The following is a 12,936-nucleotide window of genomic DNA, read 5'->3' on the forward strand; positions in this document are numbered from 1 at the left end:
CTCCACTACATCTTTCCTTTTCTGATCACGCTGTTCTTTTATCGTAGCCATGGAAAGCAGTATACACTGCCAATACTTTCGGAACGATTAATATCTGGGTTTCACCGGCATCACCACCCATCATTGTTCCGGTCAGGGTGAGAAACATGCCTGCCCGGCCATAACCATGTCCAAGCTCCCGGGACAAGACAAACTCAGGCTCATCCCGTTTTTTGTATTTAACGGATATGACCAGGTTGCTGTCGTCACTATTATCTGACGTATCCTTTTGCTGTTGCTCGGGCTGTTTGATTTCGTGAGACGACTCAGCTGCTGCCGGTTTATCAAAAGAACTGATAAACCGGGCGCAATCCCCGATAAACCCAGACGGGAATTCAACACCCTTGTCGCCGGTCTGGCCGTCATGCGTAGGACGTTTATAGATGCAGGTCTTGTCTTGATCACAGCTGAGCCCTTTGATCTGTTCCCCATAATCGAACGCCCAAGAGGACGAAGAGAGGATTAGGGACAAGGATGCGATAAATGTGGTTGGTCTCATCTTCAGCCTTCCTGCTGGGATATCTCTGCTGGAGGCGTTCCCTCAGCCTGATCCGCCATTTTAGGTACAATTGACCGCAAAGCTAAGAGCTGGATCAGTGGTATTCCGTGTCAATCATCCCACTTTAACCCGCCCCGCGACTTGCAGGCCCGCGCGCCCAGCCAGTCCGCTCAGGTGACTTTGAGCTGTAGCAGCTCTTCACCATCCTCATCGGAAAGATGCACCGCGCAGGCGATACAGGGATCGAAGCTATGGATGGTGCGCAGGATCTCCACCGGCTGTTTGGCATCGGCTAGTTGATGGTTATCCTGTAGCGCCGCCTCATAGGCACCAGCCTGACCTTGCGCATCCCGCGGTCCGGCATTCCAGGTGCTGGGAACCACCGCCTGGTAGTTGCTGATCTTGCCATTTTCGATCACCACCCAGTGGCCGAGGGCACCACGCGGCGCCTCCATGAAACCAACCCCCTTACACTGGTTTGGCCAGGTGGAGGGATCCCACAGAGCCTCGTTAAAAGTTTTGGTATCACCAGCCTTGATGTTGGCGATCAGCTGGTCGTACCAGCCCTGCATGGCATCGGCCAGTATCTTGGTCTCCAGGGTCCGGGCAGCGGTGCGACCAAGGGTGGAGAAGAGCGCACGCACCGGCAGGTCCAGGGTCTTCAGGGTCATATTGACCAACTTTTGAGTCTGCTCGTGGCCCTTGGCATAGAGCATAAGCACCCGCGCCAGCGGCCCCACCTCCATCGGTTTGCCCTTCCAACGCGGCGCTTTCATCCAGGAGTAGGCCTGCTCCACATCGAGTTGTTTGTAGGGCGGCTTGGGGCCTGTGTAGTTGAGGTTAGTCTCGCCGTCGTAGGGGTGCTTGGGCTGCTCCTTGCCATCGCTGTAGTCGTACCAGGAGTGAGCCACAAACTCCTGGATCTCATCTGGATTGTTCATGTCGAGCGGATGCACGGTGGAGATATCCCGATCGAGGATCACCCCGGCGGGGAAGAAGTAGCTGTCGGGATCATCCATGCTGGTGCCCGGCAGATCGCCGTAGCAGAGAAAGTTGCCAAGGCCCTCACCACGCTCGCCCCACTCCTTGTAGAAGCCGGCGATAGCCAGAGTGTCGGGCAGATAGACTTGATCAACGAAGCTGCGCATCTTATCGATCACATTCTGCACCTGGGCCAGCTTCTTCATGTTGATGGCTGAATCGGAGTTGAGATCGATGGGGGAAGCGGTGCCACCAACCAGGAAGTTGGGGTGCGGATTCTTGCCACCGAAGATGGTGTGCAGTTGTACCACGTCACGCTGCCAGGAGAGCGCCTCCAGATAGTGAGCCACCGCCATCAGATTGGCCTCCGGCGGCAGCTTGTAGGCAGAGTGGCCCCAGTAGGCCTTGGCGAAGATGCCGAGTTGGCCGGCTTCGACAAACCCCTTCAGCTTCTTCCGCATATCTGAGAAGTAGCCGGGGGATGCCTTCGGCCAGTTGCTCAACGACTGCGCCAGCTCCGAGGTCTTCGCCGGGTCAGCAGAGAGCGCGGAGACCACGTCCACCCAGTCGAGCGCATGTAGGTGGTAGAAGTGCATCACATGATCGTGGATGTATTGGGCGCCGATCATCAGATTACGGATCAACTGGGCGTTGGGCGGGATCGGGTAGTTCAGTGCATTCTCCACCGCACGTACCGAGGCGATGCCATGCACCAGGGTGCAGACACCGCAGATGCGCTGTGCATAGGCCCAGGCGTCGCGCGGATCACGCCCACGCAGGATCAACTCGATGCCGCGCACCATGGTGCCGGAGGAGTAGGCGCTGGCGATCTGATCGCCTTCCATCTGCGCCTCGATACGCAGGTGACCCTCGATGCGGGTTATGGGATCAACGACGATTCTTTCAGCCATTTTTTTCATCTCCTGCTGGTGCGGTTTCCACGCACAGTTCAGACTATCGCCTGACCTACTTATCCTCGACCAGGTGATCCGCCAGCATCTCAGTCAGACCGACCACCGGCAGTTCCATGTTGTACTCCTCGATACCATCTTCCAGCATCAGGCGGCAGTTGGCGCAGGCGGTAACCAGCCGATCCACCTGCAGCTCATCGAGCTGGCTCTTCTTTCTCTGAAACACTTTGAGACGCAAGGCATCCGCCCGCTCATTGGCGCTGACACCGCCGCCACCGCCGCAACACCAGTTCATCTCTCGGTTATCATGCATCTCGACGAAGTTGGCGGCGACCTGATTGAGCAGGTTGCGCGGCTGCTCCAGCACCCCCCCTTTTCGCACGATCTGACAAGGGTCATGGAAGGTCATACGCGCTGACTCCATCCCTTCAGTTTTCAGCCGACCACTGGCACGCAATTCATCCAACAGTTCAAGGATATGCGCCACCTTGAAGGGATAGGAGCGGCCGATCAGATTGGGTCCCTCCCAGCGGATCGCGGTGTAGGCGTGGCCACACTCGGGGCTGATCACATATTTCACTTTGAGCTTCTCAGCACCGGCTACGACCCGGGAGACTAGTTCCCGGGCGATGTCGCTGGAACCGATCTGGATACCAGAGTTGGTCGCCTCGAAGGCCTCGGAGCAGAGGGTCCAGCTCAGATCCGCCTGCTTGAAGATCTTCGCCAGTGCCTCGATATACTCAGGGAAGTTCATGATCTCCATGGAGGAGAGCAGCGCCATGTAGTCGGCCCCCTCCACATCCACCGGGATGCTCAGACCGGTATCGGCTTCGATATGGCGAATCTGTGCCGCCAGCGCCGGAAACTTCACCCCCATCGGGCTACCGACCTTCACCGCGCGGGTGCTGGCATCTCTCATCCCCTCCGGGGCGTTGCCGGAGGCGACAAAACCCTCGCGGGCGCGGCGGATCATGTAGGCGATGTCGTTGCCAACCGGGCAAACCATGGAACAGCGCCCGCAGAGTGTGCAACTGTCGTAGATCAGCGGCTCCCACGCCTCGAGCATTGCATCGTCCACTTTTTTACCAAGGCCGATGGTGCTCTTGATGCGCCCCCAGAGCGTGAACTCCTGCTCCCAGATGAGGCGGAATGGCTCCAGCTTGTGGATAGGCGTATAGCGCGGATCACCTGTCTCGGTGTAGAAGAGGCAGGCATCAGCACACATACCGCAACTGACGCAGCTGCTGAAGAAGACTGCAGTCGGTGCGTCCATCTGCTCACGAAAGGCGTTGAGCCCCCGTTCTAGGGTTGCCTTGCTCATGACTTCACCCCCCTGCGGCCGGCCATGGCGCCGTTGTACCAACGGGCAAACAGGATGGTGAATACGTGCATCAGCTTGGTAAAGGGAAACACCACCATCAGCAGCTCCACACTCAGAATGTGCAGCCCCAGCACCAACGGGTAGGGATCAATCAACCGGTGGAAGGCCAAGTAGCCAGTCAGCATCGGCAGAAAGGTCAACAGCCAGATCAGATAATCCTCGGTATCACTGAGAAAACGTTTTACCGGGTGGGTCAGACGATCCACCAACATCGCCATCAGTGTCACGATGGTGATGACCGCCACTGCATCAACCAGATGATTTGGCAGGCCGGGCCACTTCAAGCCAAACGCACTCTTGATCAGCTCAATGTGGGGGACAAAAAAAAGCAGGCAGATGAGGAACCCGATATGCCAGGCATAACCACCGATCACCGTGAAAGGGGAACGTCTGAAACTGCCAGGATCCGGTAGGGAGCGGCTGAAAACCGTGCGCATGCCCGGACCAAACTCACTGCCACGCGGTTCGGCAAAGTCCGGTTTTCTTCCAAGGAGAAAGATCTCCAAAAAGCGCACCACCACACCGATGACAAACACCGCCAGAGCCAGATCAAATCCCGGCCCCTTAACCCATAGAAGAAAATCGATCTGAGTGCTCATGACGATTTTTCCAGATCATCCACGCTGACTGTTTCATGTTTCGCCACTGCCTGGGCCTGCTGACTCCGATTGAGCGCGCCCGCGACCGCACCGACTGCAAGGCCGGCGGCCACCGAGTAGGCGGCATTTCTGGCGATATCGCTGTCGGGAATGGAAAGTGCCTTATAGAAGCCTCCGCCATCCCAGAAATCGGGTTCGGAGCAGCCCAGACAGCCGTGTCCCGACTCCACCGGCCAGCTGGTGCCCTGATTCCACTTGGCAGTGGCGCAGGCGTTATAGGTGCTCGGACCCTTGCAGCCGAGGCGGTAGAGGCACCAGCCCTTGCGTGCGCCTTCGTCGTCAAAGGTTTCGGCAAACAATCCCTTGTCGTAGAAGGGCCGACGGTAGCAACGGTCGTGGATGCTCTTACCATAGAAGACCTTGGGGCGTCCCAGCTCATCCAACTCCGGGATCGAGCCGAAGGTCAGAAAGTGCGCCAGCACACCGGTGATCACCACCGGAATCGGCGGACAGCCTGAAACGTTGATCACCGGTTTGTCCTTGACGATCTCAGAGACCGCCACCGCTCCGGTCGGGTTGGGATTGGCATGCGGCAGACCGCCAAAGGCGGCACAGCTGCCCACGGCTATCACAGCGGCGGCACCGGCCACCGTCTCCTGCAACATATCGAGATTGCTGATACCGGCGATGGTGGAGTAACCAGGGTTCTTTAGCGGAATCGAGCCATCGACGACTACCAGGTATTTACCGGCATTCTCGTGCATCGCCGCTTCGCGGGCCGCCTCCGCGGCATCACCGGCCGCGGCCTGTAGTGTGTGATGGTAGTCGAGGGAGATATGGTCAAAGATGAGGTTTTCCAGGGTGGGTGCGTGGCTGCGGGTGAGGGACTCGGTACAGCCGGTGCACTCCTGAAAGGAGAGCCAGATTACCGATGGGCGTCTGGCCTTCTCCAGGGCCGCAGCAACCGCCGGCACCATCGAGGGCGGCAACGCCATCATCGAGGCTGTAGCAGTGCAAAACTTCAGAAAACCCCGCCGCGACACCCCTCTGAGCCGCAGGCTTTCGCCCAGTGTTTTTATTTCAGCCATCACACTCGCCCCTCTGTCACGCCTTCTGCCCCTCCTCCTCGGCCGGAGCAGACAGCTGTTCGCTTAATCGGATTAGGGAATCGGAAATATCCATCGCCTGGGACTTGAGGATCTCGGGGATGGTGGTGATCTCGACCTGCAGGGCGATAACTTCACCCGAGGCGTTTTTGTGCTCGACGACCCAGACCCCGACAAAGCTGCTCTCGTAGATGGCGCTGCTACCCAAGCTGTCGAGACTGGCCTCAACCTCCCCTTTTCCAAGGGTATCCAGCAGCCGCTGCTGGTCACCGGGGGCGAAGGGGATCGATCTCAGATCGATAGTGGTGGATCTGCCCTGTCGCTGCAATTCGTTGAGGGCATGGAGAATTTCATGCAGCAAGGGAACCACGTTGCCATGACTTTCCGGCAACACTCCAGGTGATTCAACTCGAACGTCGATGCCCCCTAACTGCGCCACGGTACACTCCTAAAGCGACCTTGCAACCTAAGCATATCTCCAGAACAAACCCTTCATACTGACGCAGATCAGGAATTGATTAACTTCTAATCTGCCCCTCGAGTATGCCTAATACCCTTGCCAGTGACGGGGAATTCCCATCTGCTGAGTATAGTCAGAATCCGCTCAATTGCGGGTTCAACTGCGGCCTCAACCGGTGGACTCAGCCGCTCCCCCCACTCCATTGAGGCCGGCTCTATACCCACCAGGCAGCACTGCTCTGGCAATTGCTCTGAGAGCCGCGAGATATCGAGCAGATCTCCTAGGCTCACCTCATGCACACTTTGGCGGTTGCCACTGAGATAACGATCCATCTCCAGCCCACAAAAGACGCCAATTTCACCGGGCTCGGCCTGCATACGGGCAGCATCCACCACCACCAGGCCATCAGCCCTGGCGATCGGCTCCGCCAGGGTGAAGCTGAGCGTCCCCCCATCCAGACACTCCAGCCCGGCCTGTTCACCGAGCTGCCGGCGCAGCCGCTCCACCAGTTGCACCCCCACCCCCTCATCGCTGAACAGCAGATTGCCGATCCCCAGGATCAAAACGTTTTCGATTGACATGCATGGACTCCTGGCGAGAATGGGATTGAACCGCTACGCGGCCTGGCCGCCATAAATCTATCGCAGGAGCGAACCATCCGCCATGTGCCTCGGTATCCCCATGCAGATCAAATTAATCGACGGCTTCACCGCCCGCTGTGAAGCCAAAGGTATCGAGCGCGATGTCAGCCTCTTCATGCTGCAACACGAGACCCTGCAGCCCGACGACTTTGTTGTGGTCCACGTCGGCTACGCAATTCAGAAAGTAACGCCCCAAGAGGCCCGCTCCGCCTGGGAGATCTATGACGAGATGTTGAGAAAACTCGATCAGGATGCATGAACTTGCAGTCTGCCAGGCACTGATGCGGCAGGTCGATGAGATAGCGACCCGTGAAGCTGCCGAGCGTGTTACCCGAATCATCCTGCAGATCGGCCCCCTCTCCGGGGTGGTGCCTGAACTGCTGCAACAGGCTTTCACCATCGCCCGCACCGGCACTGTCGCAGAGACGGCAGAACTGGTAACACAGACTCAACCGGTCAGGGTCCGCTGCACTATCTGCGGTGCTGAGAGCGATGCCACCCCCAACCGACTTTTATGTGGCGTATGCGGCGACTATCGGACACAATTGAGCGGCGGTGATGAGCTACTGCTGGCGAGCCTGGAGCTCGAGCGGGCCGACAGCAAATAAGATTCGTCTCCGCTGGCTGGACAATGATTGGAGCGGACTGGAACAACCCGAACTTAAGGACAGGATGAGATAACCATGTGCGATACCTGTGGCTGCAATGTAACTGAGAGCAACCGTCACCTGATCGAAGAGGATGGCAAACACGCCCACACCCAGGACGGCAGCAATGCGGTTGAGGTGCTGGAAAACCTGCTCAGCGAAAACGATCGCCAAGCAGCCCACAACCGTCACCACTTCGACAGCCACGGCGTACTCACTATCAATCTGATGTCCTCCCCCGGCAGTGGCAAGACCAGCCTACTCGAGGCCACCGTGCAGGCCCTGGGTGGTGAGTATCGTATCGGTGTTATCGAGGGCGACCTGGAGACCGAAAACGATGCCGAGCGGCTGCGTAGGCTTGGTATCGAAGCGGTACAGATCACCACTGGCACTGCTTGTCATCTGGACGCCCACATGGTCCACAATGCCCTGCACGATCTGAACCTGAGCCGCTTCGACATCCTCTTCATCGAAAACGTCGGCAACCTAGTATGTCCCGCTAGTTTTGACCTGGGCCAACACCTCAATGTAGCGCTGCTCTCAGTCACCGAGGGCGACGACAAACCGGCCAAATACCCGGTGCTGTTCCGTGCCGCCGATAACATCGTGATCAGCAAGGCCGATCTGCTGCGCTACCTGGACGACTTCAGCCCGGAGCGCGCCGAAACCGCGATCCGCAACCTGGCCACAGAGGTCCCCATCATCACCCTCTCGGCCAAGAGCGGCTCCGGACTCGACGAGTGGCTCGACTGGCTCCACAGCGAGGCTAACAAACAGCTGGAACGGGTGGTATTGGGCGAGACCCTGACACCAAAGATCCAACTGGAAGGGGCGAAATTACACTCCCACAGCTGATTCATCACGCCAACTGGAGGGTGCAAAGCCCTGCAGTCGGCAATCCTTACACCACCATGCCCATCACTGCCAAACAGTGGCTCGAACAGATCCACACCCTGCCCCTGCCGAAGCGGGTGCGTATCATGAACGTCTGCGGCGGCCATGAGCGCTCCATCACCCAGGCCGGGCTGCGCGCTGCGCTGCCGAAAAAAATCGAACTGATCCCCGGCCCCGGCTGCCCGGTCTGCGTCTGTCCCGAAGAGGATGTCTACCAGGCAATCCAGCTGGCACTCAACGAATCGGTCATCCTGGTGGCGTTTGGCGACATGCTGCGGGTACCGGTGAATGTGCCGAAGGATCAACCCCGTTCGCTGGATCAGGCCCACGCCGCCGGCGCTGACATCCGTCCCATCGCCTCGCCGATGGAGGCACTGCAGATTGCCCAGGCTAATCCCGATCGTCAGGTGGTCTTTTTTGCCGCCGGCTTCGAGACCACCACCGCACCGGTGGCCTCGCTGCTGGTAGAGGGCATCCCGAAGAATCTGTCGATCCTGCTCTCCGGCCGCCTCACCTGGCCGGCGGTGGCGATGCTGCTCGACTCTGGCACCCCCGGTTTCGATGCCCTGGTCGCCCCAGGGCATGTCGCCACCGTGATGGGGCCGGAGGAGTGGCAGTTTGTGGTGGATAAACACCACATCTCCACCGCCGTAGCGGGCTTCACCCCGGAGAGCCTGCTGGCAGCGACCTATTCCGTGCTGCGCCAGTTGATCGATGGCAAACAGTTTCTCGACAACTGCTATCCGGAACTGGTTCGGCCCGGCGGTAATCCCAGCGCCAAACAGCATCTCAATGCATCAATGCAGGTGGTGGATGCCAACTGGCGTGGCATCGGAACCATCCTTGCCTCAGGCTTCAAACTGCGCGAGGCTTTTGCCGAAGCGGATGCCCGGTTGCGTTTCCCCGAGTATGAAGAACCTGCGCGCCGACGTGCCGGTGAGATGCCGCCGGGTTGCGACTGCGCCCAGGTGGTGCTTGGGAGAAAATACCCCAATCAGTGCCGCCTCTACGGCAGCGCCTGCACCCCGCGCAACCCGGTCGGCCCCTGCATGGTCTCCGACGAGGGTGCCTGCCGCATCTGGTGGAGTGGCGGGATGCGCTCGGTCCAGGCTTGATACCCCTCTCTTCCTCAGCCGCCACGTAAAGTCCTGTAATTCGTAGGAGCGTCCGCTTACGGACTCAATTCCTTCGATATAGGCACATGGGACAAAGCCAGAAACACGATCTCTTCCACCTCAGGTTCCGGTTTTCCCAAATTGAATTAGCCACCCCGGCCAGTGTCTATACTCTGGAGTAACAGAGTAGATTGCTTGGTTATTTACCATGAGAGAGTTGGGACAATGGCTTGCGAGGAAGATTTCCGAGTGGCTGGTTAAAGAAGGCCCGCCGCCTAACTCTCCACTGTGTGACTTCAACCGCCTCTGCTATGAGCTGCGTCCCGGCGATATCCTGCTGCTCGAGGGACGCAGCCGGGTCAGCGAGGTGATCAAGATCATCACCCAGAGTTCCTGGACTCACTCTGCACTCTATATTGGCCGCCTCTACGACATCGCCGACCCAAAACTGCGCAAGCGGGTCAAGGATGCCTACCAAGGTGATCCCAACCAGCAGCTGATCATCGAGGCCCTATTGGGCGAGGGCACCATCGTCGCCCCCATCTCGAAATACCGCATGGAGCATCTGCGCATCTGCCGCCCCAGCGGCCTCGAACCGAGCGATGCACAGCGGATCATCGCCTATGTGATCAAACACCTCGGCAGCGGTTACGATGTACGTCAACTGCTCGACCTGGCCCGCTTCCTCTTTCCCTGGACCGTCCTGCCCAGGCGCTGGCGCTGGCGCTGGCGCTCCAGTCTGTTTGAACATAACGTGGGCGGCCCAACTCGCACCGTCTGCTCCTGTCTGCTCGCCGAAGCCTACAACCTGGTCAACTTCCCGATCCTGCCCTTCATCGACCGGGGAGACGATGGCAGCATCCGCTTTTTCAAGCGCAACCCACGCCTCTTCACCCCCAAGGATTTCGACTACTCCCCCTACTTCGACATCATCAAGTACCCCTTCCTCGGACTGGATGATCTGGGTGTCTATCGCCGTCTGCCCTGGTGCGATGACAGGGTGCTCTACAATGATAACGAGATCGAGTTTTCCAACCAGGCCCGCGAGCACTGTGATCCCTGCACCCCCAAACTGAGGCTTGCCGAGATGCATCCAGATGAGCGGGACGGAACAGATCCTGAGCGGACAGGCGGAGATGAAGATCAGCCTGAGCGATCATCCCCGCTGCGGGAGGTTAAGTCATGAGTGGCGTTGGAATCATCCTGATCGGGGTCATCCTATGGGGACTGATCTATGCTGCGGCATCGGCCCCCATCTGGCTGCTGTTGCCACCCAGCCTGCTGCTGGCACTGCAACTGGGCGGACTGCTCACCCCCCTCTGGTCGATCCCATTCTGGCTGGCCTATGCCCTCGGCCTATTACTCTATGCCCTGCCCAAGCAGCGCCGTCGCTGGATCAGCGCGCCGCTGTTGAAGCAGTTCCGCCAAATGATGCCGGCGATCTCCCGAACCGAACAGGAGGCACTGCAGGCGGGCAGCGTCAGGTGGGACGGCGAACTGTTCAGTGGCCAGCCCGACTGGCAGAAGCTGTTCAGCCAACCGGCGCCGCAACTGAGCGCAGAAGAGCAGGCCTTTATCAACGGCCCGCTAGAGCAACTCTGCCGGATGCTCGATGACTGGCAGATCACCCATCAGGACTATGATCTGCCGCCGGAGGTCTGGGCCTTCATCAAGCAGTGCGGTCTATTTGGGCTGATTATCCCAAAGAAATATGGTGGCCTGGAGTTCTCCGCCCTCGCCCACTCCACCATCGTGATGAAGCTTGCCAGCCGCAGCATCACCGCCGCAGTCACCGTGATGGTGCCCAACTCCCTCGGCCCGGCCAAGCTGCTGCTCCACTACGGCAACGATGCGCAGAGGCGGCGCTATCTGTTCAAACTCGCCAGCGGTGAAGAGATCCCCTGCTTCGCCCTCACCGGTCCACAGGCGGGCAGCGATGCCGGGGCGATGCCCGACAGCGGCGTGGTGGAGTATGTCGAGTTCAAAGGCGAGCAGGTGCTCGGCATCCGCCTCAACTGGGAGAAGCGCTACATTACCCTAGCCCCGGTTGCCACCCTGATCGGGCTCGCCTTCAAGCTCCACGACCCCGCGCATTTGCTGGGTGAAGAGAGCGAGCCCGGCATTACCCTGGCGCTGATCCCGCGCCAGACCCCTGGAGTGAGCATCGGCAAACGCCACTTGCCGCTCAATATCCCATTCCAAAATGGCCCCATCAGCGGCCGGGATGTGTTCATCCCGCTCGACTGGGTGATCGGTGGCCGCGACGGCATCGGTCAGGGCTGGCGCATGTTGATGAAAAGCTTGGCGGAAGGCCGCGGCATCTCCCTGCCGGCGCTGGCCACCGGTGCCAGCAAAGCGGCCTGCCGCTATACCGGCGCCTATGCTCGGATCCGTCGCCAGTTTGGTCAGCCGATCGGCCGCTTTGAGGGGATAGAAGAGGCCTTAGCCCTGATCGCTGGCGCCAGCTATCAGATGGATGCCGCCCGCCTGCTGACCCTGGCTGCCCTCGACCGCGGCGAACACCCCTCGGTGGTCACCGCCATCGTCAAATACCACCTCACCGAACGCTACCGCGAGGTGATCAACCAGGCGATGGATATCCAGGCCGGCAGCGGCATCTGCCTCGGCCCCAACAACCTGCTGGCCCGCCCCTATCAGGCGATCCCGATCGCGATCACGGTGGAGGGGGCAAACATCCTCACCCGCAACATGATCATCTTCGGCCAGGGCGCACTCCGTGCCCACCCCTATCTGCTGCGTGAACTTGACGCCGCCCTGCTGGCCGATTCCCGCGAGGCAGTGATCCAGTTCGACCAGGCCCTGTTTGGCCATGCGCATTTCATATTGGGCAATCTGGCGCGCAGCCTCTGGCTCGGTCTGAGTCGTGCGCTGTTTGCCTCTACACCACTGCCTGGCTTTGCCGGACGCAGCCTGCAACATCTGCAGTGGATGAGCAGCGGCTTTGCCCTGGCCGCCGATCTGACCCTGCTCTCGCTGGGCGGGGCATTGAAACGCAAAGAGCGCCTCTCAGCCCGGCTTGGCGACATTCTCAGCGAACTCTACATCGCCAGCGCACTGCTGAAACACTTTGCCGATGAGGGCTCTCAGCAAGAGGATCTGCCACTGCTGCGTTGGGCCATGGCCGACAGCCTTATTCGTATCCAGCAGGCCTTTTCTGCACTGCTGCACAATCTGCCGCTACGCCCCCTCGCCTGGCTGTTAAGGATCGCTATCTTCCCCAGCGGCATGCCATTCAAAGCCGCCTCCGACCAACTCGACGGCCAGCTCGCGCGGCTGCTGCAAACCCCCGGCAACCCACGCGATCGGCTGACCGCGCATGTCTTCAGCAGCAACGATCCTGGCGAACCGGCTGGGCGGCTGGAGCTGGCGCTCAAGGCGGTCAGCCTGGCGGCACCAATCGAGAAGACCCTGCGCCAGGCACGCCACGCCGGACAGATCATCGGCGACAGCCGTGCCGCTCAGCTCAACAGTGCACTAGAATTGGGAATTATCACCCATACTCAGATTGAAACCTTGCACCAGGCCGAACAGTGGATCGACCAGGTGATCCAGGTTGACGCCTTCGATGGACTGACACCCCAGACCAGAGAGGCGGTGCAAGAAGAATCACAACGGGGTGTTGCCTAACTAGCGAGATGGAGG

13 protein-coding genes are annotated in these 12,936 nt (G+C 59.4%); 6 read left to right on the top strand and 7 right to left on the bottom strand.

Features of this window, described 5'->3' with window-relative positions; translation table 11 throughout:
• Positions 1-25: 25 nt before the first annotated feature.
• From Ga0074115_RS03635 to Ga0074115_RS03665, 7 genes are all read right to left on the bottom strand, one after another.
• Positions 26-538 (bottom strand): hypothetical protein, encoded by a 513-nt coding sequence (locus tag Ga0074115_RS03635; protein WP_060528216.1) that lies wholly within the window; start codon positions 536-538, stop codon positions 26-28.
• A 170-nt stretch (positions 539-708) separates the two neighbouring features.
• Positions 709-2,430 carry a nickel-dependent hydrogenase large subunit gene (locus Ga0074115_RS03640; RefSeq protein WP_057956502.1) on the bottom strand — a complete coding sequence of 574 codons (1,722 nt, stop codon included), beginning with the start codon at positions 2,428-2,430 and terminating at the stop codon, positions 709-711.
• Between the two features lie 55 nt (positions 2,431-2,485).
• Complete coding sequence (locus tag Ga0074115_RS03645) at positions 2,486-3,751, bottom strand: (Fe-S)-binding protein (protein WP_057956503.1); 1,266 nt, start codon at positions 3,749-3,751, stop codon at positions 2,486-2,488.
• Positions 3,748-4,410 carry a hypothetical protein gene (locus Ga0074115_RS03650; protein WP_057956504.1) on the bottom strand — a complete coding sequence of 221 codons (663 nt, stop codon included), beginning with the start codon at positions 4,408-4,410 and terminating at the stop codon, positions 3,748-3,750. Before Ga0074115_RS03650 ends, Ga0074115_RS03645 begins: the two co-directional genes overlap by 4 nt.
• Positions 4,407-5,498, bottom strand: coding sequence for a hydrogenase small subunit (locus Ga0074115_RS03655; RefSeq protein ID WP_057956505.1), 1,092 nt, complete (start codon positions 5,496-5,498; stop codon positions 4,407-4,409). Before Ga0074115_RS03655 ends, Ga0074115_RS03650 begins: the two co-directional genes overlap by 4 nt.
• Positions 5,499-5,514: 16 nt before the next feature.
• Positions 5,515-5,955 carry a hydrogenase expression/formation C-terminal domain-containing protein gene (locus Ga0074115_RS03660; RefSeq protein WP_057956506.1) on the bottom strand — a complete coding sequence of 147 codons (441 nt, stop codon included), beginning with the start codon at positions 5,953-5,955 and terminating at the stop codon, positions 5,515-5,517.
• Between the two features lie 86 nt (positions 5,956-6,041).
• Entirely contained in the window at positions 6,042-6,557 is a 516-nt protein-coding gene (locus Ga0074115_RS03665; RefSeq protein WP_060528217.1) for a HyaD/HybD family hydrogenase maturation endopeptidase, read from the bottom strand.
• Between the two features lie 82 nt (positions 6,558-6,639).
• On the opposite strand from Ga0074115_RS03665, the gene Ga0074115_RS03670 reads away from it, so the two are divergent.
• The 6 genes from Ga0074115_RS03670 (at position 6,640) to Ga0074115_RS03695 (ending at position 12,921) form a co-directional block, all read left to right on the top strand.
• Positions 6,640-6,876, top strand: a complete 237-nt coding sequence (locus Ga0074115_RS03670; protein WP_057956507.1) for a HypC/HybG/HupF family hydrogenase formation chaperone — start codon at positions 6,640-6,642, stop codon at positions 6,874-6,876.
• A complete protein-coding gene (locus Ga0074115_RS03675; protein ID WP_057956508.1) occupies positions 6,869-7,225 on the top strand; it encodes a hydrogenase maturation nickel metallochaperone HypA/HybF in 357 nt (118 codons plus the stop codon). Before Ga0074115_RS03670 ends, Ga0074115_RS03675 begins: the two co-directional genes overlap by 8 nt.
• Positions 7,226-7,300: 75 nt before the next feature.
• Positions 7,301-8,119 (top strand): hydrogenase nickel incorporation protein HypB, encoded by an 819-nt coding sequence (gene hypB, locus Ga0074115_RS03680; RefSeq protein WP_057956509.1) that lies wholly within the window; start codon positions 7,301-7,303, stop codon positions 8,117-8,119.
• Between the two features lie 56 nt (positions 8,120-8,175).
• Positions 8,176-9,273, top strand: a complete 1,098-nt coding sequence (gene hypD / locus Ga0074115_RS03685; RefSeq protein ID WP_057956510.1) for a hydrogenase formation protein HypD — start codon at positions 8,176-8,178, stop codon at positions 9,271-9,273.
• A 208-nt stretch (positions 9,274-9,481) separates the two neighbouring features.
• Positions 9,482-10,459, top strand: a complete 978-nt coding sequence (locus Ga0074115_RS03690; RefSeq protein WP_060528218.1) for a YiiX/YebB-like N1pC/P60 family cysteine hydrolase — start codon at positions 9,482-9,484, stop codon at positions 10,457-10,459.
• Positions 10,456-12,921, top strand: coding sequence for an acyl-CoA dehydrogenase (locus Ga0074115_RS03695; protein WP_082626856.1), 2,466 nt, complete (start codon positions 10,456-10,458; stop codon positions 12,919-12,921). Before Ga0074115_RS03690 ends, Ga0074115_RS03695 begins: the two co-directional genes overlap by 4 nt.
• Positions 12,922-12,936 lie beyond the last annotated feature (15 nt).

The organism is endosymbiont of Ridgeia piscesae (genome assembly GCF_001443665.1).
GTDB classification, from domain to species: domain Bacteria; phylum Pseudomonadota; class Gammaproteobacteria; order Chromatiales; family Chromatiaceae; genus Endoriftia; species Endoriftia persephonae.